This is a genomic window from Baekduia sp. Peel2402 (genome assembly GCF_052567285.1).
Map to the genome: position 1 here is coordinate 352,579 of NZ_CP199582.1, position 25,011 is coordinate 377,589.

The window sequence follows — 25,011 nt, forward strand, 5'->3', positions numbered from 1 at the left end:
TCTGGAACTTTGGCCCAGATGACCGCTAACGCGCCTTGATCTGCCCTTGATCGGTCGCTTTACCATTTCTGTGTGATCGACGGTCATGAGCGGCAGGCACGCGTCCTCATCGTGGAGGACGACGACGACATCGCGCAGGTTCTCCAGCGCTCCTTGCGCCTGGAGGGCTACGAAACGCGCATCGCCCCTGACGGGGAAGCCGCGCTTGGCGCGGCCAACGACTTCGTGCCGGACCTGGTCGTCCTCGACCTCGGTCTGCCGAAGCTCGACGGCATGGAGGTCGCCAGGCGGCTGCGCTCCGCTGACGACGTCCCGATCCTGATGCTGACCGCGCGCGACGCGTTGGAGTCGCGCGTCGAGGGCCTGGACGCTGGCGCCGACGACTACCTCGTCAAGCCGTTCGAGCGCCAGGAGCTATTGGCGCGCTTGCGCGCGCTGCTGCGCCGCCGGCCGCCGCGCGGGTCCGCGTCGCTGGTCGTCGCCGACCTGTCGCTGAACCCCGACACGCACGAGGTCAAGCGCGGCGACCGCACGGTCGAGCTGACCCAGCGCGAGTTCGAGTTGCTCGAGTACCTGATGCGCAACGAGCGCATCGTCGTCCCGCGCCAGCGGCTGCTGGAGGACGTGTGGGGCTACGACCCGTTCGCCACGACCAACACGATCGAGGTGTTCGTGTCGAACCTGCGCCGCAAGCTCGAGGGCGGCGGTGAACCGCGGCTGCTGCACACGATCCGCGGCGCGGGGTACGTTCTCCGCGCATGAGGTCGTTGCTCCACGCGATGACGCTGCGCTGGCGGCTGGCGCTCCTCTCCGGAGGACTGACGTTCCTGGTGCTCTGCGTCTTCGCGATCGTGATCGGTCAGACGACGGCGTCGCGCATCCGCAGCGACTTCCGCAACGAGATGTCGCAGGCGGTCGACAACCTGCTCAGCCGCAAGCAGCTGCCCGTCTACTACAACTCCGACAACAAGGCGACGATCCCGAAGTCGACGCTCGGCACCTACGCGGCATCCAACCAGGCGGTCATCCGCGTGCTGTACCAGAGCGGCGGCGAGCTGGCGACGACCGACGGCGCGCCGAACTTCGACCGGCTCGGGCTGAAGCCGAACAGGAGCGGCCAAGTCGGCGGGTACCGCGTGCTGACCCGCGCGGTGACGCTCGGCATTAACGGTTCCAACGTCGTCGGCCTCCCCGTCTACGTCCAGTACGCGCGCAAGACCGCGCCGACCGAGGCGTCGGTCCACCAGGTCCGGCTGCTGCTCCTGTTCGGCGTCCTGTTCGGGACCGGGCTGGCGCTCGGCGCCGCGCTGATGCTGTCGCGCCGCGCGCTGGCGCCGATCACGCGCCTGACCGCGACGGCGCGCGACATCGCCAAGACGGGCGACCCGAACCGCTCGGTCCCGATCCCCGACACCGAGGACGAGGTCGCCGAGCTGGCGCGGACGCTGGACGAGATGCTCCAGGCGCTGGAGACTTCGCGCGAGGAGCGCGAGGCGGTGCTCGCGCGCCAGCGGCAGTTCGTCGCCGACGCGTCACACGAGCTGCGCACGCCGCTGACGGCCGTGCTGGCGAACCTGGAGCTGCTGGCCGAGGTGCTGGATGGCGAGCGCGGCGAGGCGGCGCGCGCGGCATTGCGCTCGACGCAGCGGATGCGGCGGCTGGTCGCCGACCTGCTGCTGCTGGCGCGGGCCGACGCCAAGCGCGAGGTCCCTCACGCGCCGACCGACCTCGCGCAGGTGCTGGTCGACGTCGCGGCCGAGGTCGGGCCGGTGGCCGGCGCGCACGAGCTGTCGCTGGACGTGCGGCCGGCGCCGGTCGACGGCGCGCGCGACGAGCTGCACCGCATGGCGCTGAACCTGATCCAGAACGCGTTCCAGCACACGCCGGACGGGACGCACGTGCACGCGAGCGTCACGACGGTCGGCGACCGCGTGCGGCTGGTCGTCGAGGACGACGGGCCGGGCGTGCCGGAGGCCTTGCGCGACGAGGTCTTCGATCGCTTCGTGCGCGGCGAGGGCGACCGCGGCGGCTCGGTCGGGCTCGGCCTGTCGATCGTCCGGGCGGTGGCGCGCTCGCACGGTGGCGACGTCGTGCTGGAGGAGCCGTCCAACGGCGGCGCGCGCTTCGTGGTGACGCTGCCGGCGGAGAAGGACGACGCCGCGGTCTCGCCGGCGCCAGACGCGCCGTCCTACGCGATGACCAACGACAGCTGAGGGGTGCCGCGCAGCGCGGCGATGCGCTGCGCTTCGTCGTCGAGCTCCGCGCGACGGAGCTTCGGCGTCTTGGCCAGCGGCTCGACGTCGAGGATGGTGGTGGTCTTGCCTTTGGCCTTCGCGCGCCAGAGCGCGACGAGGCGGCCGTCCTGGAGGACCGCGCCGGGGCTGGCGGTCGGCCGGAAGAGGCGCTTGCGCGTCGCGTCGTCGGGCGCGAGCAGCGCGCGGTTGGGCTTCTGGAGGTAGGGGTCGCCGGGCGGGAGCAGCCGGAGGCCGCGCGCGGTGGGCGGCGACGCGGCCGCCGCTACGTCGTCGGGCAGCAACGCGCCGTCGTCGGAGTCGGAGTCCACCGTCTCGACCGCGTCCCACAGCCGCTGCGCGTGCGACCGCGCGAGGCCGGCCCACTCCGCAAAGGCCGCTGGCGTCGCCGGACCGTAGAACGACAAGAACCGCCGCACCGCCTCGCTGGCGTCCGGCGCCTTCTTTGTGCGCCCCTTCGCCAGCAGATAGCGCCGCTCGGCGTCCAGACGCGCGCCGGCGGCGACCGTCGCGTAGCGCCACAGCATCGGCGCGACGTGGTGGCTCCCGCAGCCCTTGCACCACGGCATCAGCTCGTCGCGCACCCGCTCGCGCAGCGCGGCATGCAGGTCGTTCTTGTCCAACTTGGTGCCGTTGGCCAACACCTTGTCCACCGCCTCGGTCACCTCCGCCAACGCCTCGCCCGGCGGCACGCCGATCTTCTGCACTTGGCGCCCGAGCTGCGCGCCCAGCTCGTCGTCGTTTCTCGCCAGCAGCGCGCGGCCGTAGAGCGCGTGGTCGCCCGGCGCCACCGCGTGGATCGCCCCGCGCATCACGTACGCGACGACCACCGCGCCGTCCTCGACCGCCGCGTCATAGGCCTCGCGCGTCACGCCCTCCGCCCGCGCGGCGAGCGCCAGCAGCGCGGCGTGACTGGAGAAGTCCGACGCCGGGCAGGCCGCGGCTGCCGCGAGCTCCTCGCTCGCGGCAGCACGCTGGACCAGACCCGAGCGGGCCAGCCGGAAGGCCAACACCCGCTCGGAGTCCAAGACCTACACCTAGACCTCGACGACGACCGGCAGCACCATCGGGCGCCGCTTCAGGCGGTCGTAGACGAACGCGCCGAGGTCGTCGTGGAGCTTCTGCTGGAGCAGGTCGATCTCGCGGATCTCCTCGCCGGCGGCACGTGCGAGCGAGCCGTTGACGAACTCGCGGATGTCGCCCAGCAGCCTCTCGGCGTCCTCGGAGTACGGCACGCCGCGGAAGATGATCTCCGGGTCGGCGACCGACGAGCCGTCCTGCTCGGAGATCGTCGCGACGACGACGAAGATGCCGTCGGCGCTCAGCATGCGGCGGTCGCGCAGCGCGACGTCGGTCGGGTCGCCGATCTCGACGCCGTCGACGTAGATCATGCCCGCGCGCTCGCGCGAGCCGAACTTCGCCCCGTCCTTGTCGATCTCCAGCGGCAGGCCGTTCTCGCCCTTGAAGATGTTCTCGGCCGGGATGCCAACTGCCTCGGCCAGCTCGCCGTGCAGGTGGATGCGCTTGTGGTCGCCGTGGAACGGCATCACGTACTTGGGCTTGGTCAGGTTGAGCATCAACTTGAGCTCCTCCTGGTAGCCGTGGCCCGAGGCGTGGATCGGCGCGTCCTTGGGCGTGAAGACGTCGCAACCGATGTGGTAGAGCCGGTCGATCGTCTCGTTGACCGCGCGCTCGTTGCCCGGGATCGGCGTGGCGGCGAAGATGACCGTGTCGCCGTCGTGCAGCTCGACCTGCGGATGGTCGCGATGCGCCATGCGGCGCAGCGCGCTGAGCGGCTCACCCTGGGACCCGGTCGAGACGATCACCAGCTTGTGGTCCGGGAAGTTCTGCGCTTCGCGGGGCTGGACGAACATGCCGTCGGGCACGTCGATGTGCCCGAGCATCTTGCCGATGTTGATGTTCTTGCGCATCGACCGGCCGACCAGGACGACCTTGCGACCGTGTGCGGCAGCCGCGTCGACGACCTGCTGGACGCGGTGGATGTTCGACGCGAAGCAGGTGACGACGATGCGGCCGCTGCAACGGCCGAACAAGGCCTCCAGGTTGGGGCCGGCGATCGACTCGCTGGGCGAGAAGCCGGGGCGGTCCGCGTTGGTCGAGTCGCCGCACAGCAGCAACAGGCCCTCGCGGCCCAGCTCAGCCAGGCGCGACACGTCGGCCGGCTTGCCGTCGACCGGCGTCTGGTCGAACTTGTAGTCGCCGGTGATCAGCATCGTCCCGATGTCGGTCGTCAGCGCGACGGCCATCATGTCCGGGATCGAGTGCGTCAGGTGGATCAGCTCGATGTCGAACGGCCCGAGCTCAAGGGTCTCCCCTGGCCGGACGTCGGTCAGGTCGGTGTCCTTGAGGCGGTGCTCGTCGAGCTTGGAGCGGGCCATCGCCATCGTGAGCGGGCCGCCGAACACGGGGATGTCGGTCCCGAGCTCGCGCAGGATCCACGGCAGCGCGCCGAGGTGGTCCTCGTGGCCGTGGGTGATGACGATGCCCTCGATGTCGTCCGCGCGTTCGCGCAGGTACGTGAAGTCGGGCAGGACGAGGTCGACGCCGACCTGCTCGGCGGTTGGGAAGCGAAGACCGGTGTCGACCACGACGATCGCGCCGTCGTACTCGACGACCGTCATGTTCTTGCCGATCTCGCCGAGCCCGCCCAGGGGCAGGACTCGAAGCTTGCTGTTGGCCATGTTCTCCTTAGGGAGTCCCGGCGGAGGCGAGCAGCCCGTGGCGCTCCAGGACGGCGCGGATCTGTGCGCGCTCGTCCTCGTCGGCCTCTACGAGCGGCAGCCTGAGGCCGCCGACCTTGTGGCCGGCCATCTCAAGGGCGGCCTTCACCGGGATTGGATTGGTGGTGACGCCCATCGCGGCGTAGACGTCCCGCAGTGATTCATCGATCGCGGCGCGCTGATCGGGCTCGTCGACCATCCGACGCATCTCGTCGCCGACGAGGTGGCTGGCGACGCAGATGCCGCCGCAGCCGCCGATCTCCAACGTGCGGAGCAAGGCCTCGTCGTTGCCGGCGTAGATGCCGAGCCCGTCAACCGGCGCCAAGTTATCGTTGTTGGCCTGCTTGACGTACTCGACGTTCTGCAACTGGGCCAGCTCGGCGAGTAGGTCATTGGGCACGTCGATGACCACGCGCGACGGGATGTTGTAGAGGATGATCGGCTTGTCGGTGGCCTTGGAGACCTCCGAGTAGTGCGCGAGGATCCCCCGCCGGTTGGGCTTGTTGTAATAGGGGGTGACGCTGAGGACGGCGTCGACGCCGAGCGCGGTGGCGCGCTCGGTCAAGTGGATCGCGTGGCGCGTGTCGTTGGACCCGGTGCCAGCAATGATCGACGTGCCCTCGGGCCGGTTCTGGACCGCGACCTCGACGACGCGGAGGTGCTCCTCGTCGGTCAGCGTCGACGCCTCGCCGGTCGTGCCGCAGACGACGAAGCCGTCCGAGCCGTGCGCCGCGAGGTGATGAAGAAGGTCGACGAACGCTTGCTCGTCGACGTTCAGGTCGTCGTCAAACGGCGTGACGATCGCAGTGAGGATGGCTCCCAGCCCGGCCACAGCCGACATTGTCCCAGCTTCAGCCCGCGAGCGGGTCGCCGCTGCTGAGCTTCGGCGCCGCCTCGTGCGAGCGGTCGACGTCAGAGGGGCCGTCGGCGGGGGTCGACGCGGTCGGCGCGTCGCTCGCTGCCTGCACCGTTGCGGCGGCCTCGGCAGCGGGCGCGGGCTCGCTCGGGGCGACGGGCGCGGCGGTCTCAGGGGCTTCTGCGGCGGCGGCCACGGTGTCTGCGGCGTCCGCGGTCGCGGCCGGCTCGGGCGTGGCGGGCTCGGGCGTGGCCGGCGCGGACGCGGGCGCCTTGGCCTCGTCCTCGCCCCAGCCCTTCTTGGCCTGGCTCTCGTTGAACTGCGTCTGGACCTCGTCGAGCTTGGCCTGGGCCTGGTCGGCGATCGACTTGGCGCGCTCCTTGAGCGTCCCGTCCTTCGCTTCCTTCTGCGCCTGCTCGGCGAACTTCTTCGCCTTGTCCATGAAGCCCATCGTCTTGCGCTCTCCCTGTGGATCGATCGGCCTCACAGCGTACCCTCGTCGCGTGCCGGATCCCGCGTCGCTAGCCGCCGAGATCGTCGCGGTGCGGTGGCGCGCTGATGACGGTGGCTTCGCCGTGCTCGTGGGCGTCCCGGAAGGAGGCGATGAGGAGTTCGTGCTCACCGGTCCGATCGCGCACCTGCACGAGGGTGACTCGGTCGACCTGACCGGGACGTGGCGCGAGCATCCGAAGTTCGGGCGCCAGCTGCACGTCGAGCAGGTCAAGGTCGGCGCTCCGACGTCGACCGACGCGCTGACCACGCTGCTGGAGTCGGTCAAGCACGTCGGGCCCAAGGGCGCCGAGTGGCTGCTGGAGCGTCACGGGTCCGAGGTCCTGGAGATCGTCGACCGCGACCCGGGCACACGCCTGCGCGAGGTCCCCGGGATCGGGAAGGCGAAGCTCGCCGCGGCGATCGCGTCCTGGCAGCAGCAAGCGGGAGGCCGCGCGCTGCGGATGCTGCTGGCCGAGCACGACGTCCCGGCGGCTGTTGCCGCGCGCGTGCACAAGGCGCTGGGCGGCGGCGCGCTGGCGCTGCTCAACGAGGACCCGTACGCGCTGTCGAAGGTCGACGGGATCGCGTTCGCGACCGCCGACGCCGTGGCGCGCGCGTTGGGCACGGCCGCCGACGCGCCCGAGCGGATCCACGCGGCGCTGACCCACGTGGTGCGAGCGGCCGAGCAGGACGGGCACTGCTTCCTCCCCCGCGCCGAGCTGCTGCCGCGCGCCGCGCGCCTGCTGGAGCTGCCGGTCGAGACCGTCGCGGCGCACGTCGAGGACGCCGAGGACCTGGTGCTCGACGGCGACCGCGTCTTGGAGGCGCGGATGGACCGCACCGAGCACCGGCTGGCCGAGCGCGTCCGCGAGCTATCCGACGCGCCGCCGACTCTGGACGTCGACGTCCCGGACGAGCCTCCTGAGGACGGCGACGCGCCGCCGACCGCGACCCAGTGGCGTGCGGTCCAGTTGGCCACCGAGCATCGCTTGACGATCCTCACCGGTCTACCCGGAACGGGCAAGACCGCGACGATGCGCGCGCTCGTCGACCTGCTGGTCGAGCAGAGCCGGACCGTGAAGCTGTGCGCGCCGACCGGCAAGGCGGCGCGGCGTTTGAGCGAGGTGACGGGCGCCGAGGCGACGACCATCCACCGGCTGTTGGAGTACGTGCCCGGCGAGGGCTTCGCGCGGGACGCTGACGACCCGCTGACCGGCGTCGACCTGCTCGTGGTCGACGAGGCCTCCATGTTGGACGTGCGCCTCGCCACCGCGCTGGTCTCCGCCGTCGGCCCGCGAACCCACGTCCTGCTGGTCGGCGACGTCGACCAGCTCGCGCCGGTCGGACCCGGCCGCGTGCTTGAGGATCTGATCGCGTCCGGGACCGTCCCCTCGACCAAGTTGGTGGAGGTGTTCCGCCAGGCCGCGCGCTCGCTGATCATCAGAGCGGCCCACGCGATCGATCGCGGCGAATTGCCGCCGACCCAAGCCGGCGAGGACGACATCCGCGACTTCTTCCTGATCGAGCGCGACGATCCCCAGCGCGTCTTCGCCGAGGTCGTGTCGCTGGCGATCAAGCGGCTGCCAAAGCACTACGAGCTCGACCCGGTCAGCGACCTGCAGGTGCTCGTGCCGATGCACAAGGGCCCGGCCGGGATCGACGCCTTCAACGAGACCCTGCGCGCCGAGCTGAACCCGTCCGGCCGCGACGTCAAGGGCACGCAGTTCCGCCTAGGCGACCGCATCATGCAGACGCGCAACAACCACGAGCGCCAGTTCTACAACGGCGAGATCGGCGTCATCGCCGCCAACGACCCCGCCCGCGGAACGTTGACGATCGTCGGCGACGACGGCCGCCGCATCACCCTGGACGCCAACGAGGCCGGGACGTTGCGGCTCGCCTACGCCTGCTCCGTCCACAAGATGCAGGGCTCCCAGGCGCCGGCGATCGTGATCGCACTAGCGCGCGGCCACGCGCCGATGCTGACCCGCAACCTCGTCTACACCGCGGTGACACGCTCGCAGCAGGTCTGCGTCGTCGTCGCCGAGCGAGGGGCGCTGCCGACGGCGCTGGGGCGCGTCGACGCGTCGCGGCGAAACACGCGGCTGGTCGAGTTGGTGTCGTAGGGCCGGCGCTGGCGTTCGTGGCGCTCAGCGCGCGGCGTTAGTGGTGGTGCGTCGCGTTGGAGAGGGCACCGAGGAGAAAGAACGCTGATGCGTGGCGACCGTCGTCGGTCGTCCTCGGGCGCCTGGCCGGGCTCGAGAGGGCGGTTCGGGGCCGAAGCGATTGATCCGGGTCGTCTAATGGTTGATATAGGACGCTTACGCGACCCGGATCCCTGGCGGTGCTCCATAAGGGGCTGTTTCGCGATGCGGTCGAGTTGACCGGCATAGTTGCGGTCAACTCGACCAGCATCGGCCTTTCGGCCCCGAACCCTCCTCCCGAGCCCAAGAGACGGCCCGAGGACGACCGAAAACGGTTGCCACGCCGACCCGGCTTCACTCCCTCGCCGCCCTCTCCAACCCGGAGCACCCCCTCAACGCCCCGAGCTGGGCGCCACCAACGCTCGAGCCGCCGCCCAGCCCTACGCCGTAACCCGGTCCCGCGCCGTCGCCGTCCGCGCCTCCACATGACGCACCGGCGCATCGACCGCCCGCCCAATACGGTGCGGCAGATCGATCTGGAGCCACCGCGACGTACCGGTCGGCAGCGTCGAGACGAGGATCTCGTCCCAGCGGCGTGGGTCCCAGAGCTCGATGACGGCGCAGGCGGGGTCGACGTCTCCGAGCATGGCCTCGGCTTCGATGCCGGCGGCGTGGAGGCGGTCGAGCGCGGACTTGACGCGGGTTCCGAGGCCGGACTGCTGGTCCTGCGGGACCAGGAGGGTCACGGAGAGCGCACCTTGCTCAGTGCGTTCTCGGAGGGCGTCGTACAGCTCGTCGGAGTCGACCGTCTGGTTGGCCACGACGAGGAGCTTCAAGCGGTACATCTTCTGCCGCTCCTCTTCGGGTAGGAGTACTAGGACCTGCTTGCGACGGTACTCCCCGGTCTGCGGCCAGGCAATGCCGGACCCTGACCGGATGCCTAGACGATCGGACCCTAGATGTCGTCCTTGCGACGTTCGTCGTCGCGTTTCAAGACATCCGTGTACCGCTTGGGCACACGCGGCGGCGCGATGCCGCCCTCCTGCTCCCACAGGGTGACGACGACCAGCTCGCCGCCCTCGCGGCGGCAGACGAAGACCACCGAGCGGTCGACCAAGTCCTTCACGTACACCGACCCGCGTGTCCCGGTGGCGCCCGGCGGCGGCTCGTCGCTCAGCCGGCCCGCAGCTGCCGCGCGCGCCACGCGCGCCGCGATCTCAGTCTTGGCGTCAAGCGTCCCGGCCACGCGCTGGCGGAAGCGCTCGGCCGCGTGATCGGTCACCGCCACCAACATCTACAACACGCGGCGATAGCGGATCTCGGTGATGCCCGGCAGCGTCTCTTCGGCGACCCCGTCCTGCTCCCAACCGTGCCGCTCGTACAACGTGCGGTTGTGCTGGTTCTCGACGAAGGTCCACAACAACGCGGTGCTGTGCCCGGCGTCGCGCATCACCTGCTCGGCGTGCTCCAGCAGCAGGTCGTCGATCCCGTGGCCGTCGTTCAGCGCCGGCTCGACGTGCAGCACGCCGATCTCGCCGTTGGCGACGCCGACCACGCCGACGATCGCGCCCTCGGGGTCTTCAGCCAGCCACGCCTCCCCCGGCCGCACGCCGTTCCAGAGCCCGATCCGGTCCTCGACGGTCGGCATCTGCTCCTCGGAGACGAAGCCCGCGTGCTCAGCGCGCCAAGCGCGCACCTGCAGGTCGGCGATGGCGTGAACGTCCCGGGCGGCGACGGGGCGGATCGTCATACGGACAGATTCTGCCGGTAGCGGACTTCCGGTGCCTTCGCGACCTCGCGGCGCTCGCCATCTGCCGCCCACCCGCGCCGCTCGTAGAAGCCGCGAGCATGGCCATTACCTTCGAACACCCAGAGCACGCCCTCCGCGTACCCAGCGGCGACGAGCTGCTCGCGTGCGAAGTCATACAGGGCCGTTCCGAGCCCGGCGCCCTGCGCGGCCGGCTCGACGTAGAGAGCCTGTAGCTCGTCGTCTCCCACCCGCACGACGCCTACGACGCGCCCTTCGACCTCGGCGACGGACACCCCGCCGCTGCCGCCGCCGGTCCACGCCGAGACACGCTCGTCAACCGACGGCATGTCCTCCTCGGCGACGAAGTCCACGTAGGCCCAGCGCCACGCGCGGACCTCCAGCTCGGCGATCGCGCGCGCGTCGGCGTCGGTCGCGGGCCGGATCACGCGACGTCGTTGAAGAGCAGCGCCTCGAGGCCCACGACCAGCGGCGCGCCCTGGTCGGCCACGCGGCGGCACGCGAGCAGGACGCCCGGGACGAACGAGGTGCGGTCGGTCGAGTCGTGGCGGATCGTCAGCGTCTGGCCGACGTCGCCGAGGATGACCTCCTGGTGGGCGACCAGCCCGGGCAGCCGCACGCTGTGGATCGGCACGTCGCCCTCCATCAGCTCGGCGGTGCGCTTGGCGGTGCCCGACGGCGCGTCGAGCTTGGCGTCGTGGTGCAGCTCGATGATCTCCGCCTTGGCCATCAACCTGGAGGCCTCGGTCGCAAAGCGCATCATCAACACCGCGCCGATCGCGAAGTTCGGCGCCACGAACGCGTTGCCGGGCCCGCGGCGTTCGCGCAGCTGCTCCACGTCGAAACCCGTCGTCCCGATGACGACGTGAACGCCCGCCTCGACGCAGGCAATGGCATTGCCCAGGGCGACGTCCGGACGCGTGAAGTCCACCACGACATCAACATCGCCGAGGATCGACTCCAGCGGCGTGTCCAGCGCCGGGTCGGCGCGGCCGCCGAGCACCAGGTCGTCGGCCGCCTCCACCCCATCGCAGATCGCGCGGCCGACCTTGCCGGCCGCGCCCGCGACGCCCACGCGCAACGGCGAGGACGTCACGCGCCCTTGCCAACCGCGCGAGCGAGCGTCTGCGCGAGCTCGCGCCCGGCATGCGAGGCGCTCGCGAAACCACTCGCGCAGAGCGCTCGGGTTTCGGCGCGAGTCATGCCGTGGCCTCCGCGAGCCCCGGCGCGACCGGCTCCAGCGCGCCGCGGAAGACGGACTCGTCGCCGCCGATCCCCGCCGCGCTCAGCCGCTCCGGCGCGTAGAACTTGCGCGCCAGCGCGCTCACGTCGTCCAGCGTCACCGCGTCGATGCGCTCGACGATGTCGTCCACGGTCAGCACCGGCATGCCGGCCAGGACCGAGGACCCGAGGCGGTTCATCCGCGCCGTGGTCGACTCCAGCGACAGCACGACGCGCCCCTTGACGTGGTCGCGCGCGCGGTCGAGTTCCTCGGTGGTGATGCCGTCGGCCAGCAACTTGGACAACTCGTCTCCTACAACCTGCAAGGCCGTGCCGACGTTGTCGGGCCGCGTCCCCAGGTAGAGGCCGATCTGCCCGGTGCCCGCGTAGGACCCCGTGAACGAGTAGACCGAGTACGCGAGGCCCCGCTGCTCGCGGACCTCCTGGAACAGCCGCGACGACGACGTGCCGCCGAGGACCGTGTCGAGGATCCGCAGCGCGAAACGCCGCTCGTCGTCGCGCGCGATCCCGGGCGCACCCAAAGCCACGTGGTACTGCTCGGTCTCCTTGGCGAAGAACCGCCGCCGCGCCACCGGCGCGTCGGGGATCGCCAGCGGCGTCGGGGGCGCCCCTGAAGGCGCCGGGTCGCCGATCGTCGACGCCACCAGCTCGACCAGCCGGTCGTGGTCGATCGACCCGGCCGCCGCGACCACCACGTTCTGCGCCGTGTAGCGCGCCGCGTGGAAGGCCTTCATCTCGCTCGCCGGCGTGCCGGAGACGACCTCGCGCGTGCCGATGATCGCCCGGCCCAGCGGGTGGTCGCCGAAGACGGCCTCGCCGAGCACGTCGAAGACGCGGTCCTGCGGGTCGTCCTCGTACATCGCGATCTCCTCGAGGACGATCTCCCGCTCCTGCGAGAGGTCCTCGTCGGCGATCCGCGGACGCCAGACCATGTCGGCCATGACGTCGAACGCGCGCTCCAGATGCACGTCGAGGACGCGCGAGTAGACCGACGTGGTCTCCTTGCCCGTTCCCGCGTTGATCTCGGCGCCCATGCCGTCGAAGATCTGGTCGATCTCCAGCGACTCGTAGCGGGCCGACCCACGGAAGAGCATGTGCTCCAACAAGTGGGAGAGGCCCGCCCGGTCGGCGTCCTCGAAGCCGGAGCCCGTCCCGATCCAGAACCCCAGCGCCGCGGATCGCACGGAGTCCATGGACTCCGTGACGACCCGGACGCCCGAGTCAAGCTCGGTCAGGCGGTGCTCTTCGATCAGGGTGCTAGTCCCGCTCGGGGTCGCGGTCCGAGCGGTGCCGCGGACGGCCGGAGCCGCGCGGGCGGTCACCGCGGTCGCCGCCGCCACCCTCGCGGTCGCGACGCGGGCCACGGTCGCCCCCGCGGTCGCCGCCACGGTCACGGCGCGGGCCGCCGTTGCCGCCCCCACCGCCGCCGCCCGGGCCACCGGCGCCGACGGCCGCCAGCTCCTCGACGGACTTGCCCTCGATCTCCGGGTCCTCGGCGAGGCGCAGGCCGATGCGGCCGCGCTCGCGGTCGACCTCGACCACGCGGACCTCGATCTCGTCGCCCTTGTTGAGGACCTCTTCGACCGTGCCAACGCGCTCGCCGGGCTTGACGTTGCTGATGTGCAGCAGGCCGTCGGTGCCCTTGGCCAGCTCGACGAAGGCGCCGAACGTGGTGGTCTTGACGACCTTGCCGGAGAACGAGTCCCCGATCTCGACTTCCTTGGTCATCGTCCGGATGCGCTCGGCCAGCTTCTCGCCGAGCTCGCCGTTGGCGGAGTACACGAGCACCTGACCGTCGTCGTTGACGTCGATCTGGGACTCGAACTCCTCGGACAGACCGCGGATCGTCTCGCCGCCCTTGCCGATCAGCAGGCCGATCTTGGACGGGTCGATCTGCACCGTGATGATGCGCGGCGCGTAGGCCGACAGCTGCTCGCGCGGCGTGGCGATGACGCGCGCCATCTGCCCGAGGATGTCCAGGCGGGCATCGCGGGCCTGAGCCAGCGCGTCACGCAGGATGTCGAACGTGACGCCCGTGATCTTGATGTCCATCTGCAGGGCGGTGATGCCCTCCGACGTGCCGGCGACCTTGAAGTCCATGTCGCCGAGGTGATCCTCGACGCCGGCGATGTCGGTGAGGACGGTGTAGTCGTCACCCTCCTTGATCAGGCCCATCGCGATGCCCGCGACGGGTGCCTTGATCGGCACGCCCGCGTCCATCAGCGACAGCGAGCTGCCACAGACCGAGGCCATCGACGACGAGCCGTTGGACTCGAAGATGTCGGAGACGACACGCACCGTGTACGGGAAGTCGTCGATGTGCGGGATGACCGGCACCAGGGCGCGCTCGGCCAGGGCGCCGTGACCGATGTCACGCCGCTTGGGGCCGCGCATGAAGCCCGTCTCGCCGACCGAGAAGGCCGGGAAGTTGTAGTGGTGCCAGTAGTACTTCTTGGTCTCCAGGCCGAGCGTGTCGAGACGCATCTCCTCCTTCAGCGTGCCGAGGGCGGCGACGCTGAAGGCCTGGGTCTGGCCGCGGGTGAACAGCGCGGAGCCGTGCGTGCGCGGGGCGACCGAGACCTCGATCGAGATCGGGCGGATCTCGGTCTCGTGGCGGCCGTCAGGACGCTTCTTGTCCTTGGCGATCCGCTCGCGGATGATCTGCTTCTCGAGCTTGGCGAACGCCGTGGTGGCGTTCGACTTGTACTCGGCGTAGGTGTCGGCGTCGGGATCGCCGGCGTACTTCTCGACGACGGCGGCCTCGACGGCCTTGGTCGCGTCCTGGCGCTCGAGCTTGTCGAAGACCTGGGTGGCGGCGTCGAGGTCGGCGCCGTGCGAGGCGCGGATCTCGTCGATCAGCGTGGCGGGCAGCTCCTTGACGTCGAACTGGAGCTTCGGCTTGCCGACCTTCTCGGCCAGTTCGCGCTGAGCGCCGCACAGCTTCTTGATCGCGTCGTGTGCGATGTCGAGCGCGTCGAGGATCTCGGCCTCGGACACGACGTTCGCGCCGGCCTCGACCATCAAGATGGCCTCTTCGGTGCCGGCCACGATCAGGTCGAGGTCGGTGTTCTCGAGGAGGTCCTCCTCGTTGGGGTTGACGACGAAGTTGCCGTCGACCTTGCCGATGCGGACCGCGCCAACCGGGTTGGGCAGCGGGACCGGCGAGATCATCAGCGCCGCGGAGGCGCCGTTCATCGCGAGGATGTCGTACGGGTGCACGTGGTCGATCGACAGCGGGATCGCCACGATCTGCGTCTCGTAGCGCCAGCCCTTGGGGAAGAGCGGGCGGATCGGACGGTCGATCATCCGGGCGGTGAGCGTGCCCTTCTCGCCGGAGCGGCCCTCACGCTTGAAGAACGAGCCGGGGATCTTGCCCGCGGCGTACATGCGCTCCTCGACGTCCACGCTCAGCGGCAAGAAGTCGATGTCCCGCAAGTTGCCGATGGTGGCGGTGTTGAGCACCATCGTGTCGCCCTGGCGAACGACGACGGCGCCGGAGGCCTGCTTGGCCATCTTGCCCGTCTCGAAGGAGATCTCCTTGCCGGCGATCTCGACGGTGACCGTGGTCACGGCGTCATCTGACATATGTGTTCCTTCCTGTGGCCCACGCGTCGGACTCGGCGGGCCGGCTTCTTTGATTCTTGTCGATCCGAAACTTCGGGTCAGTCTACCGTGGGACGCAGGAGCGCAGGCGTCCCGGTGACCCCTGCACGCATCCCTTCACGGAGCTGCCGGGCTACCCGCTCGGCGACCGGATCGCAACGGCGGTCGGCCTCAAAGCGTCCGACGTCGAGCCCGAGCTCCTCGATCCGCGCCCACAGGTGCGGGTCATCCTGATGACCTTGGTCGGCGAACAGGCTGTCGTGGAAAGGCCAGAACGCCCCCTGCAACGCCACCGCCTCGGCGGCGTGCGCCAGCGCGACCGACCGCGGATGCCGCCGGTCCAGCGCGAAGTGGCGATAGGCGACCGGCGCGTTCGCGTCTCTCAGCTCCAGCGCCGTCTTCGCGCAGCGCGGACACGTGAAGTCCGCGTACATAACGACGAGGTCGGGATCGCGCGCGTCGCCCCGGACGTGATCGGCGTCCGTGACCGGCGGGATCGGGGCGCTGGTGAGCCGTTCAGACGACATGGACGCGCACCAGCTCGATCAGCTCACCGGTGGCCTCGAGCGCGTCCGCGAGGATCGCCGCCGGCACGACCTGCGCACGGTAGGACGCGTCGTTGCGCCAGGACTTCGACTCGTCAAGGCGCTCGAACAGCTCGATCAGGTCTCCGCCCAGCGCCGTCCGGGCCGTTGCGAGCCGGAGGTCGTGGCCACCGTCGACGCCGGCGATCCGCTGCCCTTCGAAGGTCAGCACGGCGTCACACGCGGCAACTGCGGCCTGATGCGTGAGCAATGCTCGGCTCTCGTTGCTGTTGTCCTGGCTCGACGCGTCGCTGAAGAACGTCTCGGCCTGCGAGAGGAACTCCCGCGCGGTCGATGGATCGGGGTAGGTCGTGACCACGCGCGCGCGCCCCTCATCGCTCCGCGATCGTAGAGAGATCGCCGACGAGCAGCGTCGTCTCATCCTCGGTCAGATGCCGAGCGAAGCTCGCGCGCTCCCGGGCCATCTTGCGGAACTCCTCGGAGGTGAAAAGCGCGATGTCGATGCGCCTTCCCGCCTGCTTGGCGATCGGGCGCGTGCGACGGCGAAGGGTCTGGAGATCCACCTTCCCGACGACCAGCAAGTCGATGTCGCTGCTTGGGCGCAGCGGCCCGGTCACCCAGGAGCCGTGCAGAAGCGCGAGGTCGATCGGAAGGTCGGCGAGCGCTTCGCGCAGTCGCGGCTCGACTCCGACCGTCAGCGCGAGCATGCGTGTGACCGGTGATGTGAGCGGAGACTCCACAGCCGCCTCGTAAAGGTGAGGCCGACTGGTGTCGTCGCGCTCGACGATGCCCATCGCGATGGCACGGTCGAGCTCGCGGTGAACCGAGGACACCGGCGCTCCCACGGCCTCGGCCAGCTCTTGCAGCGTCCACTCGCGCCCCGGCTGAAGCAGGAGGAGCGCAAGCAGCTGAAGCTGCATCTCGGACCGGAACATCCCGAGCTTCCATGGCGATGCCGTTCGCATTTCTGGGATCTATATTCACAGAATGCGAAAGTCGCCGCGCAATTCATCGTGCGCGCGGCGTGCACCGTACCCGTAGGCGATGAGGGTCTTCACGCTGCGGCGTCAGCAGGTTCTGCCCGGGGCGCCGGAGGAGGTGTTTCCGTTCTTCGCCGATGCGCGGAACCTGGAGGCGATCACGCCGCCGTTGTTGCGGTTTGAGGTGGTGACGCCGGAGCCGATCGAGATGCGGGTCGGGACGTTGATCCAGTACCGGCTGAAGCTGCGTGGGGTGTCGATCAACTGGCTGACGTCGATCCAGGCTTGGGAGCCGGGCGTGCGGTTCGTCGATCAGCAGGTGCGCGGGCCGTATGCGTTGTGGCATCACACGCACGAGTTCGAGGCGACGGCCGGCGGCGAGACGCTGATGACCGACACCGTGCGCTACGCGATCGGGTTCGGGCCGTTCGGCGAGCTCGCCGCGCGGGCGTTCGTCCACCGTGATGTGGCAGCAATCTTCGACTTCCGCCGCGAGGCGGTCGTCGGGGCGCTAGGCCGCGAGGCCGTCGAAGATCAGGTTCACGCCGGGTAGATCCCCGGGTGAGTCTGCGAGGTGTGACCACTTCACGACGCCGTCAGGCCCGACGATGATCAGCGCGCGGTTGGTCATGCCGGCGGGCTCGAAGTAGGTGCCGAGCTGCTTGGCCGTCGCGCCCTTGGGCTCGAAGTCCGAGAGCATCTCGATCGAGACGCCGAGCTTCTCGCGGAAGGCGATCTGCGAAGGCGTCGCGTCGGTGGAGACGCCGTAGAGCACGGCGCCCTCCTGCTTCAGCTCCGGGAGCGCCTCTTCGTAGATCGAGAACTGGTCGGTGCAGACCGACGAGAACGCGAACGGGTAGAAGACGAGGACCGTGGTCTGGCCCTTGAGGTCGTCCTGGGTGAAGTCGCTGCCGTCCTCGCGCTTGAGGACGAACTCCGGGACCGCGGTGCCCGGAGCGATGATCGCCATAGCTAGCGGCGCAGGCCGAGCTCGGCGATGAGGGCGCGGTAGCCCTCGAGGTCGTTCTTCTGCAGGTAGTTCAGAAGACGACGGCGCTGGCCGACCAGCATCAGCAGGCCACGACGCGAGGCATGGTCCTTCTTGTGCTCGCGAAGGTGCTCGGTCAGATCGTTGATCCGTGCGGTAAGCAAGGCGACCTGGACACGGGTGCTCCCGGTGTCCTGGGCGTTCTCCCCGAACTTGGCGACGATCTCTTGCTTGCGGTCAGCGGTCAGCGTGCTCATGTGCGACGCAGGAGGGTAGCAGGGCTCACCCGGCGACGATCTCCCGTGCCTCATCGACGTCGCGACCCATCTGCTCGACGAGCGCATCTACGGATTCGAACCTGCGTTCTCCCCGCAAACGGCGGAGGAACTCGATCCGGATCCGCTGGCCGTACAGGTCGCCGGACCAGTCGATCAGGAACGCCTCGATCAGCTCGCCGCGGCCGGTGACGAACTGCGGGCGGACGCCGACGTTGGTCGCGGCGGGCACGATCGTGCCGTCAGACAGCTGCACGCGGCAGGCGTAGACGCCGTGGCCCGGCACCACGTAGCCCGGCCGCGGGACGAGGTTGGCGGTCGGGAAGCCGAGCGTGCGCCCGCGCTTGTCGCCGTGCTGGACCTCGCCGTCGACCGCGAACGGCGCGCCGAGCAGCTCGTCGGCGTACTGGACGGCGCCGCCGCTCACCAGGCCGCGGATGTGCGACGAGGAGACCACCTCCCCATCGACCTCCAGCAGCGGCACGATGCGCGTCTCGAAGCGCGCGTCGGACTGCAGCAGCGCCGCGTCGCCCTTGGCCTTGTGGCCGAAGCGGAAGTTCTCGCCGACCGAGACCGACGTGGCCTGCACGCGCTCGACGAGCACGTGCTCTACGAAGTCTTCGGCCGACCGGGCGGCGAAGTCTCCGTCGAACGGGATCACCACCAGCTCCTCGACGCCGAGCGTGGCGATGAGCTCCGCCTTGCGCTCCAGCGTCGTCAGCAGCTTCGGCTGGCTCCCCGGGGCGACCACCGACTGCGGATGCGGATCGAACGTCACGACCGTCTCCGCCCCCGCGATCACCTCTCGATGACCCAGGTGCACGCCGTCGAACGTCCCGATCGCCACCCTGCGCGGGCGCGGCTCCACGTCGGGGAGATACGTGAGCTTCACGCCCGGAAGCCTATGACGATCGCCCGGCGAGCGCCGGTCAGGGGCATCCGGCGAGATCCACGACGGTCGCCTTGCTCTGCCCCGCGGGCCGCACCGACATCCTCGTGTAGGCCTTGGTCGCCCCGCCGCGGCAGGCCTTCAGGCGGCTGAGCCGGACCGCGCCCTTGCCCGACGAGCCCATGTTCCCCATGAACGTGCCCGTGCCGGTGGCGGTTGCCGTTCCCCAGCCCTTCCACTTCAACTTGGTGACCGTGACACGCGCGGCGCCGACGTCGTTACCCGTCTTCAGCACGAACGTGCACGCCTTGGGCTTGACGACGCGGGCGGGCGTGCCGGCGGCGTTGAGGCACGTGACGACCTTGCGCGTGGACGCGGCGTCAGCGGCCGTCGCGGCCAGGACAGCAGCGGCGGCCGATAGCGCGAGCCAGGGCAGGTGGCGAAGCCTCACGCGCGGAAGCCTACGCGCGGCTTGGCCTGGCCGTCGGTGACGAGCGCGACGCAGACCGGGTCGCCCGCCGGGTCGAGCAGGAGGTGCTCGCCGTCGGGGAGGTCGAGCGTGAGCAGCTGGCCGTGGCCGGCGCGAACGGCGAGGTCGGCCTCGAGGACCGTCGAGGGCAGCACGGAGCGCAGCGCGTCTCCCAAGGGGATCAGCGGCGGCGTGAAGGGTGTCTCGTCGGCGCGGTCGGGCGGTGGGATGGCGTCATCGACGCGGAAGGGGCCGATGGAGGTGCGCCGGAGCTCGAGGCAGTAGGCGTCGTGCAGGTCGGCGATCAGCGACCGGACGTAGGTGCCGGAGGCGCAGGCGATGGAGTAGGCGGCGCGCTCGTCGCCCTCGCGCCAGAGCTGCTCGAAGCGATCGACGCGCACCTCCCGCTCCGGGACCTCGACGGTCTCCCCGGCGCGTGCCATGGCGTAGGCGCGGCGGCCGTCGATCTTGATGGCGGAGTAGGCCGGAGGGCGCTGGCGGATCAGGCCGGTCGGCAGGACGGCGTCGGCCGGTGGGACGCGTCCGGTGACGACGATCTCGCCTTCGGGGTCACCGGTCGTCGAGGTAGCGCCGAGCGCGGCGACCGTCTCGTACTCCTTCTCCAGCCCCATCATCCACTGCTGGATGCGCGTCGCCCGGCCGATCAAGACCAACAACAAGCCGGTCGCGAAGGGATCGAGCGTTCCGGCGTGCCCGACCTTCGTGCCCCTCGGCAGCGCCCGGCGCACGCGCGCGACGACGTCGTGCGACGAGGGCCCGGCGGGCTTGTCCACCAGGATCACGCCATCCATGGCGAACGCTCGCCCAGGGGGCGAGGTTCGCGGCGGCAGCTCGCCTGGCGGCTCGCTCCCGCGGTCGGCGCGCTCCGTCACCGCCGTGGTCCTACGTCGACGACAGCGCCAGCTGCGCCGCGATCTGCTCGCGCAGAAACGCCACCAGCTCGTCGTCGCCGAGGTCGGTGGTGAAGCCAGCCGCCTGGCGGTGGCCGCCGCCGCCTCCAGCGCGGGCGATGGCGGACACGTCGACCTCGCCGTCGGTCGAGCGCAGCGAGACCTTCTTGCGCACGCGCGGGCCGGTGCTGTCGCCGTTGCCGCCGGCGGCGGTCGCGTCCGCGCCAGCACCTGCCGCGGCCGGGAACTCGACCTCGCGGCTCAACGCCGCCACCTTGGTCTGCTCCACCGACCGCAGGTGGTCGATGATCCCCTCGGTGTAGGAGTCCTCGGCGCCGACCGCCTCGAAGTCCTCGCGGGTCACGCGCGCCACGGTCAGCGCGCCGCCGTCCCAACGGTCCACGCGGCCCAGCGCGCGGCCGAGCAGCTCGAGCTTGGCGTAGGGCATGTCCTCGTACAACCGGCGGTAGATCGCGTGCGTGTCGACGCCGGCCTCGATCAGCTCGGCGGCCATGCGATGCGCGCGCGGCCCGGTGTTCTCATACATGAACCGGCCGGTGTCGGTGACCAGCCCGACGTACAGCGCCTCGGCGATCTCCTGGTCGGCCTCCACGCCGAGCCGGCGCATCAGGTCCCAGACGATCTCGGTCGTGCATGCCGCGCCATCGTCCACCAGATCGACCGTGCCGAAGCGCGTGTTGTCGTGGTGGTGGTCGACGTTGAGGATGTGGACGTCGTCGCCCTTGACGATCCCCAGCGGGTTGCGGTCGATGTTGCCGCAGTCGAGGTAGATGATCGTCCGCGACGGCAGGTCGGTCGGCGGCACCGTCGACAGCCCCGCCAGGTCGAAGAAGCGGTACTCGTAGGGCAGCGGGAACTCGTCGGCGGCCATCAGCATGACCGAGTCCTTGCCCAGCGCGGTGAGGATCCGGTGCATCGCGACCAGCGAGCCCAGGGCGTCGCCGTCGGGGTGCTCGTGCGTCACAAGGCAGAAGCCGGACCCCGCCCGGATCTCCGCCAGCACCTGGTCGCGTGCCGCTGCGGTCGCCCCCTCGCCACCGCCGTTGCCACGGTCCATCAGTTGTCGTCCTCCGTGACGTGCTCGATCAGCGCTTCCAGCTTGGCGGCCTTCTCGGCGGTGTCGTCGAGCGCGAACTCCAGCGTCGGCGTGCGCTTGAGGCGGAGCTCGCGCGCGATCCGCGCCTGGAGGATCCCGTGCGCGGACGCCAGGCCCTCCAGGGTCGCCGTCTTCTCGTCCGGCGTGCCCAGGACGCTGACGAACACCCGCGCTTGACGCAGGTCAGGGCTCGTCCGCACCTCGGTGACTGTCACGAATCCGACCCGTGGGTCCTTGAGATCTTGGGTGACGGCATCGCCGAGCACTTCGCGGACGGCTTCGTCCACGCGACGCATGCGCGCTCCTCCAGGACTCATCCTAGACCCTTACGGAAGCCGGGACTACGACGGCTGGAGCTGGCGCTCGACCTGGCGGGTCTCGTAGACCTCCAGCACGTCGCCTTCCTGGATGTTCTGGAAGTTCGAAAGGACGATGCCGCACTCGTAACCGGCCGCGACCTCGCGGGCATCGTCGTCGAACCGCCGCAGCGTGTTGACCGTCGTGTCCGCGAGCACCCTGCCCTCGCGCACCACGCGGACCTTCGAGCCGCGACGCACGACGCCGTCCGTGACGTAGGAGCCGGCGATGATGCCGATCTTCGACGCGCGGAACGTCTGGCGAACCTCGACCGTGCCGATCGTGTCCTCGACGATCTCGGGCGCAAGGAGGCCTGTCATCGCAGCGCGCAGATCGTCCAGAGCGGCGTAGATCACCGAGTAGTTGCGGATCTCCACGCCCTGGCGGTCGGCCAGCGCGGCGGCGTCGCCCACCGGGCGCACGTTGAAGCCGATGATGACGGCCTCCGACGCGGCGGCGAGCATGACGTCGGACTCGTTGATCCCGCCGACGCCGCTGTGCAGCACGTCGACGCGGACCTCGTCCTGCGGCAGGCGGGCGATCTCGTCCTCGAGCGCCTCGACCGAACCGGCGACGTCGCCCTTGATGACGAGCGGCAGCTCGGCCAGCTCCTGCTCGCGGGCGCGCTTGAACACGTCCTCGAAGGAGACCTTGCGGCCGGAGCGGCGAGCGATCGCCTCAGACTTCTCGCGCGTCTCGCGCTCGGCGGCGAGGCGACGTGCTTCCTTGTCGCTCTCGACCACGCGCACGACCTCGCCGGCGTCGGGGACGCCGTCGAAGCCGAGGATCTCGACCGGGTCGCCCGGGACGGCCTCGGTGACGCGCTCGCCGCGGTAGTCGATCATCGCGCGGACGCGGCCCGGCTCGGCGCCGGCCACGATCGACTCGCCGATCTTCAGCGTGCCGCGCTGGATCAGGACCGTCACGACCGGACCACGGCCCGGGTCGAGCTTGGACTCGATGACGACGCCCGACGCCTCGGCGGTCGGGTTGGCCTCGAGCTCCTCGAGCTCGGCGACCACGAGGACCGTGTCGAGCAGGTCCTGGAGGTTGGTCTTGGCCTTGGCGGAGACGTCGACGTACTCGGTCTCGCCACCCCACTCGGACGGCTGTAGGCCGCGCTGGGTCAGCTCGGTGCGGACGCGGGTCGGATCCGCGCCCTCCTTGTCGATCTTGTTGACCGCGACGATGATCGGGACGTCCGCCGCGTTGGCGTGGTCGATCGCCTCGTCGGTCTGCGGGCGCGCGCCGTCGTCGGCGGCGACCACGATGATCGCGATGTCCGTGACCCGGGCGCCGCGGGCACGCATGGCGGTGAACGCCTGGTGGCCCGGGGTGTCCAGGAAGGTGATGGTCTTGCCGTTGTGGTGGACCTGGTAGGCGCCGATGTGCTGCGTGATGCCACCGGCCTCGCCTGCGGCGACGTCGGTCTCGCGCATCGCGTCAAGCAGCGACGTCTTGCCGTGGTCGACGTGGCCCATAATCGTGACGACCGGCGGGCGCTCGACGAGATCCTCAGCGGCGTCGTCGTACTCGATCTCGGCCTCGGCCTCGTCGGACAGCGCGACGATCACGATGTCCTTCTCGAGCGCGTCGGCGACGAGCTGGATCTCCTCGTCGCCCAGCGACTTGGTCAGCGTCGCCAGGACGCCCATCGACATCAGCTGCTTGATGACGTCCGGCACCGGGACGCCGAGGTACTCGGCGACGTCCTTGACCGTCGAGCCGGAGTTGATCCGGACCGTGTCGGTGCGCGTCAGCTGATCGGCCGCCAAGACCTGCGGCGTGTCCTCCATCGGCGTACGGCGACGGCGACGGCGACGGCGCGGCGGACGGTTGGGACCGGGGCCGGGCGGGCCACCGGGGCCGCCGCCCGGACCGCGGCGTGCGGCCTGGGAGTCGATGACGACACGGCGCTTGCCGGCGCCGGGGCCACCCTCGCTGCGCATGCCGCCGCGCGTGGGACGGCCGCCCGCGCTGGAAGGCACGGACTGCGTCTCGTCGCGCTTGGGGCGCTTCGGGGGCTCGGGGACGGAGATGATGCGCGGGCCGGCACCCTTCGGGGGCGGCTCGACGTGCGGGACGATCTTCGGGCCCGTGTCCTTCTCCTTGGCGCCGCCCTTGCCGGCAGGCGCCTTGGCGGCGGTCTCGGGGGCCGTGGCCTCGGCGGCGGGCGTCTGGGCCTCGGCGGCTTCGACGGCCTCGGCGGGCTGCTCGGCGGTGGCGGGCGCGACGACCGGGGCGCCGCGGCGCGGCACCTTGTTCGACGTGCGCTGCGGAACGGCCGACGGCGCGCCGGACGGGCGCGCGGGCGCCGGGCGGACCGGTGCCTTTGCGGCCGGGGCCTTCGCGGCGGGAGCCTTCTTGCCAGCGGGCTTGGCGGGCGCGGGGGTCTTCGCCTTCGGGGCGGCGGGCGCAGGGGCCTGCGGCGCGGCGGCGGCCGGCGCGGGTGCCTGCTTCGGAGCCTCGGTGGCCGGGGCGGCCTGCTGCGGCGCGGCGGGCGTCGTGGCCTCGGGCGCCTGCGGCGCGGCCTCGACGGCCGGCTGCTCGACGGCGGCGGGCTGCTCAGGCTGCTGCGGCGCGGACGTGCCCGGCGCGGTGCGCGCCTGGCCGGGGCCGCTGCGGCCCATCTGGCGGCGCGGATCGACCGGCAGGTCGTCAAGGACGGGGCGGCGCGGAACCGGGCGCTGCGGCTGGTTCTGGCCGGGGCGACCACCCTGGCCGCCGCCCTGCGCGGGCGAGCCGCCGCGAGCGGGAGCCTGGCCCGGGCGCACGGGCGCTCCACGGCCGGCGGGAGCCTGACCCGGGCGGACGGGCTGTCCGCGGCCGGCGGGCGGGCGCACGGGTGCGCCGCGACCCTCCGGCGGGCGGACAGGCGCGCCACGGCCCTGAGGCTGACGCGCGGGCTGTCCGCGGCCGGCGGGCGGCTTGGTCTCTGAGCTGGATGCGGGCGCCGACGCGGCGGGCGCGCCGTTACCGGCGGCCTTCGCGGTCGAGCCGCCGCCGATCGCACGCAAGGCGTCGCCCTCCTCCACGGTGGAGGCGGCGGCCTTTACGTCGAGGCCGGCGGCCTGGAGCTTTTCGAGGACGTCCTTGGAGGACAGCCCCTGCTCCTTGGCAATCTCATGGATGCGCTTCTTTGCCATGCAGTCGAATCGATTCTACGAAGTCTTCGGAAATCTCGGCCGGGCCCCTCAGGGCACGGCTCACGGCGCGGCGCTTAACCGCCCGCTCGGCACACTCGGGACCGCACACATAGGCGCCGCGCCCGGGCAACGTCGCCGCCGGGTCTGCCACGACCCGGCCGCTTACCGCCACCAGGCGCAGCAACTCGGCTTTGGGACGTACTGTCCCGCAGCCGATGCAGCGCCGGTGCGGTGTA

Annotated in this window: 27 protein-coding genes; 4 read left to right on the top strand and 23 right to left on the bottom strand. The window is 70.8% G+C overall.

All coding sequences use genetic code 11. The features are described from left to right. Positions 1 to 72 precede the first annotated feature (72 nt). Both ACT01A_RS01775 and ACT01A_RS01780 read left to right on the top strand, forming a co-directional pair. Positions 73 to 762: a response regulator transcription factor gene (locus ACT01A_RS01775; protein ID WP_445150526.1), complete on the top strand. Its 690-nt coding sequence runs from the start codon at positions 73 to 75 to the stop codon at positions 760 to 762. Beyond that, entirely contained in the window at positions 759 to 2,213 is a 1,455-nt protein-coding gene (locus tag ACT01A_RS01780) for an ATP-binding protein (protein WP_445150527.1), read from the top strand. Before ACT01A_RS01775 ends, ACT01A_RS01780 begins: the two co-directional genes overlap by 4 nt. Here the strand turns inward: ACT01A_RS01780 and ACT01A_RS01785 are convergent. Genes ACT01A_RS01785 through ACT01A_RS01800 form a run of 4 tightly spaced genes read right to left on the bottom strand, consistent with a single transcriptional unit; the run spans position 2,189 to position 6,291 of the window. Next, positions 2,189 to 3,280, bottom strand: coding sequence for a DNA glycosylase AlkZ-like family protein (locus ACT01A_RS01785; protein ID WP_445150528.1), 1,092 nt, complete (start codon positions 3,278 to 3,280; stop codon positions 2,189 to 2,191). The two genes, ACT01A_RS01780 and ACT01A_RS01785, sit on opposite strands and share 25 nt — an antisense overlap. Positions 3,281 to 3,289: 9 nt before the next feature. Beyond that, complete coding sequence (locus ACT01A_RS01790) at positions 3,290 to 4,954, bottom strand: ribonuclease J (RefSeq protein WP_445150529.1); 1,665 nt, start codon at positions 4,952 to 4,954, stop codon at positions 3,290 to 3,292. Positions 4,955 to 4,961: 7 nt separating this feature from the next. Further along, positions 4,962 to 5,834 (bottom strand): 4-hydroxy-tetrahydrodipicolinate synthase, encoded by an 873-nt coding sequence (dapA, locus tag ACT01A_RS01795; protein ID WP_445150530.1) that lies wholly within the window; start codon positions 5,832 to 5,834, stop codon positions 4,962 to 4,964. A gap of 10 nt (positions 5,835 to 5,844) precedes the next feature. Beyond that, positions 5,845 to 6,291 (bottom strand): hypothetical protein, encoded by a 447-nt coding sequence (locus ACT01A_RS01800; protein ID WP_445150531.1) that lies wholly within the window; start codon positions 6,289 to 6,291, stop codon positions 5,845 to 5,847. Between the two features lie 61 nt (positions 6,292 to 6,352). Here ACT01A_RS01800 and recD2 point away from each other — a divergent pair, with 61 nt between their 5' ends. Then, the gene (gene recD2 / locus ACT01A_RS01805) at positions 6,353 to 8,467 is read left to right on the top strand and encodes an SF1B family DNA helicase RecD2 (RefSeq protein WP_445150532.1); all 2,115 of its coding nucleotides are present in this window, start codon (positions 6,353 to 6,355) and stop codon (positions 8,465 to 8,467) included. A 458-nt stretch (positions 8,468 to 8,925) separates the two neighbouring features. Here the strand turns inward: recD2 and ACT01A_RS01810 are convergent, their stop codons facing one another. The 10 genes from ACT01A_RS01810 to ACT01A_RS01855 all read right to left on the bottom strand — a co-directional run bounded on the left by ACT01A_RS01810 (position 8,926) and on the right by ACT01A_RS01855 (position 16,563). Next, complete coding sequence (locus tag ACT01A_RS01810) at positions 8,926 to 9,321, bottom strand: hypothetical protein (RefSeq protein WP_445150533.1); 396 nt, start codon at positions 9,319 to 9,321, stop codon at positions 8,926 to 8,928. A 119-nt stretch (positions 9,322 to 9,440) separates the two neighbouring features. Then, positions 9,441 to 9,767 carry a hypothetical protein gene (locus tag ACT01A_RS01815; protein ID WP_445150534.1) on the bottom strand — a complete coding sequence of 109 codons (327 nt, stop codon included), beginning with the start codon at positions 9,765 to 9,767 and terminating at the stop codon, positions 9,441 to 9,443. Positions 9,768 to 9,779: 12 nt separating this feature from the next. Beyond that, positions 9,780 to 10,235: a GNAT family N-acetyltransferase gene (locus ACT01A_RS01820; RefSeq protein WP_445150535.1), complete on the bottom strand. Its 456-nt coding sequence runs from the start codon at positions 10,233 to 10,235 to the stop codon at positions 9,780 to 9,782. Further along, positions 10,232 to 10,681 carry a GNAT family N-acetyltransferase gene (locus tag ACT01A_RS01825; protein WP_445150536.1) on the bottom strand — a complete coding sequence of 150 codons (450 nt, stop codon included), beginning with the start codon at positions 10,679 to 10,681 and terminating at the stop codon, positions 10,232 to 10,234. The genes ACT01A_RS01820 and ACT01A_RS01825 overlap by 4 nt, the downstream gene beginning before the upstream one ends. Continuing rightward, a complete protein-coding gene (locus tag ACT01A_RS01830; protein WP_445150537.1) occupies positions 10,678 to 11,349 on the bottom strand; it encodes a 4-hydroxy-tetrahydrodipicolinate reductase in 672 nt (223 codons plus the stop codon). Before ACT01A_RS01830 ends, ACT01A_RS01825 begins: the two co-directional genes overlap by 4 nt. Positions 11,350 to 11,452: 103 nt before the next feature. Next, positions 11,453 to 12,859 (bottom strand): M16 family metallopeptidase, encoded by a 1,407-nt coding sequence (locus tag ACT01A_RS01835; protein ID WP_445150538.1) that lies wholly within the window; start codon positions 12,857 to 12,859, stop codon positions 11,453 to 11,455. Beyond that, positions 12,753 to 15,080, bottom strand: coding sequence for a polyribonucleotide nucleotidyltransferase (locus tag ACT01A_RS01840; protein WP_445150539.1), 2,328 nt, complete (start codon positions 15,078 to 15,080; stop codon positions 12,753 to 12,755). The genes ACT01A_RS01835 and ACT01A_RS01840 overlap by 107 nt, the downstream gene beginning before the upstream one ends. A gap of 77 nt (positions 15,081 to 15,157) precedes the next feature. Further along, positions 15,158 to 15,625, bottom strand: coding sequence for a DsbA family protein (locus tag ACT01A_RS01845; RefSeq protein WP_445150540.1), 468 nt, complete (start codon positions 15,623 to 15,625; stop codon positions 15,158 to 15,160). Then, positions 15,615 to 16,001 (bottom strand): hypothetical protein, encoded by a 387-nt coding sequence (locus ACT01A_RS01850; RefSeq protein WP_445150541.1) that lies wholly within the window; start codon positions 15,999 to 16,001, stop codon positions 15,615 to 15,617. The genes ACT01A_RS01845 and ACT01A_RS01850 overlap by 11 nt, the downstream gene beginning before the upstream one ends. 13 nt (positions 16,002 to 16,014) lie before the next feature. Continuing rightward, a complete protein-coding gene (locus ACT01A_RS01855) occupies positions 16,015 to 16,563 on the bottom strand; it encodes a nucleotidyltransferase domain-containing protein (protein ID WP_445150542.1) in 549 nt (182 codons plus the stop codon). A gap of 124 nt (positions 16,564 to 16,687) precedes the next feature. Between ACT01A_RS01855 and ACT01A_RS01860 the strand changes: the two genes are divergently transcribed. After that, entirely contained in the window at positions 16,688 to 17,176 is a 489-nt protein-coding gene (locus ACT01A_RS01860; RefSeq protein WP_445150543.1) for an SRPBCC family protein, read from the top strand. On the opposite strand, the gene ACT01A_RS01865 is transcribed toward ACT01A_RS01860, so the two are convergent. The 9 genes from ACT01A_RS01865 to ACT01A_RS01905 all read right to left on the bottom strand — a co-directional run bounded on the left by ACT01A_RS01865 (position 17,135) and on the right by ACT01A_RS01905 (position 24,947). Next, entirely contained in the window at positions 17,135 to 17,593 is a 459-nt protein-coding gene (locus ACT01A_RS01865; RefSeq protein ID WP_445150544.1) for a redoxin domain-containing protein, read from the bottom strand. The two genes, ACT01A_RS01860 and ACT01A_RS01865, sit on opposite strands and share 42 nt — an antisense overlap. Before the next feature lie 2 nt (positions 17,594 to 17,595). Beyond that, on the bottom strand, positions 17,596 to 17,868 hold the full coding sequence (gene rpsO / locus ACT01A_RS01870; RefSeq protein WP_445150545.1) for a 30S ribosomal protein S15: 273 nt from the start codon (positions 17,866 to 17,868) through the stop codon (positions 17,596 to 17,598). Positions 17,869 to 17,893: 25 nt separating this feature from the next. Next, a complete protein-coding gene (locus tag ACT01A_RS01875) occupies positions 17,894 to 18,778 on the bottom strand; it encodes a bifunctional riboflavin kinase/FAD synthetase (RefSeq protein WP_445150546.1) in 885 nt (294 codons plus the stop codon). A 37-nt stretch (positions 18,779 to 18,815) separates the two neighbouring features. Next, positions 18,816 to 19,226 carry a hypothetical protein gene (locus tag ACT01A_RS01880; RefSeq protein WP_445150547.1) on the bottom strand — a complete coding sequence of 137 codons (411 nt, stop codon included), beginning with the start codon at positions 19,224 to 19,226 and terminating at the stop codon, positions 18,816 to 18,818. Further along, positions 19,223 to 20,056, bottom strand: a complete 834-nt coding sequence (gene truB / locus ACT01A_RS01885; protein ID WP_445150548.1) for a tRNA pseudouridine(55) synthase TruB — start codon at positions 20,054 to 20,056, stop codon at positions 19,223 to 19,225. Before truB ends, ACT01A_RS01880 begins: the two co-directional genes overlap by 4 nt. A 91-nt stretch (positions 20,057 to 20,147) precedes the next feature. Beyond that, entirely contained in the window at positions 20,148 to 21,233 is a 1,086-nt protein-coding gene (locus ACT01A_RS01890) for a DHH family phosphoesterase (protein ID WP_445150549.1), read from the bottom strand. Then, positions 21,233 to 21,568, bottom strand: coding sequence for a 30S ribosome-binding factor RbfA (gene rbfA / locus ACT01A_RS01895; protein ID WP_445150550.1), 336 nt, complete (start codon positions 21,566 to 21,568; stop codon positions 21,233 to 21,235). The genes ACT01A_RS01890 and rbfA overlap by 1 nt, the downstream gene beginning before the upstream one ends. Positions 21,569 to 21,613: 45 nt before the next feature. Further along, positions 21,614 to 24,775 carry a translation initiation factor IF-2 gene (gene infB / locus ACT01A_RS01900; protein ID WP_445150551.1) on the bottom strand — a complete coding sequence of 1,054 codons (3,162 nt, stop codon included), beginning with the start codon at positions 24,773 to 24,775 and terminating at the stop codon, positions 21,614 to 21,616. After that, positions 24,753 to 24,947, bottom strand: a complete 195-nt coding sequence (locus ACT01A_RS01905) for a YlxR family protein (RefSeq protein WP_445152784.1) — start codon at positions 24,945 to 24,947, stop codon at positions 24,753 to 24,755. Before ACT01A_RS01905 ends, infB begins: the two co-directional genes overlap by 23 nt. Positions 24,948 to 25,011: the final 64 nt, after the last annotated feature.

Coding starts and splice junctions, on each gene's coding strand:
- ACT01A_RS01790 (WP_445150529.1), bottom strand. CDS start 4,954: ATGGCCAACAGCAAGCTTCGAGTCCTGCCCCTGGGCGGGCTCGGCGAG.
- infB (WP_445150551.1), bottom strand. CDS start 24,775: ATGGCAAAGAAGCGCATCCATGAGATTGCCAAGGAGCAGGGGCTGTCC.
- ACT01A_RS01820 (WP_445150535.1), bottom strand. CDS start 10,235: ATGACGATCCGCCCCGTCGCCGCCCGGGACGTTCACGCCATCGCCGAC.
- rbfA (WP_445150550.1), bottom strand. CDS start 21,568: ATGCGTCGCGTGGACGAAGCCGTCCGCGAAGTGCTCGGCGATGCCGTC.
- ACT01A_RS01855 (WP_445150542.1), bottom strand. CDS start 16,563: ATGCAGCTTCAGCTGCTTGCGCTCCTCCTGCTTCAGCCGGGGCGCGAG.
- ACT01A_RS01800 (WP_445150531.1), bottom strand. CDS start 6,291: ATGGACAAGGCGAAGAAGTTCGCCGAGCAGGCGCAGAAGGAAGCGAAG.
- truB (WP_445150548.1), bottom strand. CDS start 20,056: ATGGATGGCGTGATCCTGGTGGACAAGCCCGCCGGGCCCTCGTCGCAC.
- ACT01A_RS01840 (WP_445150539.1), bottom strand. CDS start 15,080: ATGTCAGATGACGCCGTGACCACGGTCACCGTCGAGATCGCCGGCAAG.
- ACT01A_RS01860 (WP_445150543.1), top strand. CDS start 16,688: ATGAGGGTCTTCACGCTGCGGCGTCAGCAGGTTCTGCCCGGGGCGCCG.
- ACT01A_RS01845 (WP_445150540.1), bottom strand. CDS start 15,625: ATGTCGTCTGAACGGCTCACCAGCGCCCCGATCCCGCCGGTCACGGAC.
- ACT01A_RS01865 (WP_445150544.1), bottom strand. CDS start 17,593: ATGGCGATCATCGCTCCGGGCACCGCGGTCCCGGAGTTCGTCCTCAAG.
- rpsO (WP_445150545.1), bottom strand. CDS start 17,868: ATGAGCACGCTGACCGCTGACCGCAAGCAAGAGATCGTCGCCAAGTTC.
- dapA (WP_445150530.1), bottom strand. CDS start 5,834: ATGTCGGCTGTGGCCGGGCTGGGAGCCATCCTCACTGCGATCGTCACG.
- ACT01A_RS01890 (WP_445150549.1), bottom strand. CDS start 21,233: ATGGACCGTGGCAACGGCGGTGGCGAGGGGGCGACCGCAGCGGCACGC.
- ACT01A_RS01780 (WP_445150527.1), top strand. CDS start 759: ATGAGGTCGTTGCTCCACGCGATGACGCTGCGCTGGCGGCTGGCGCTC.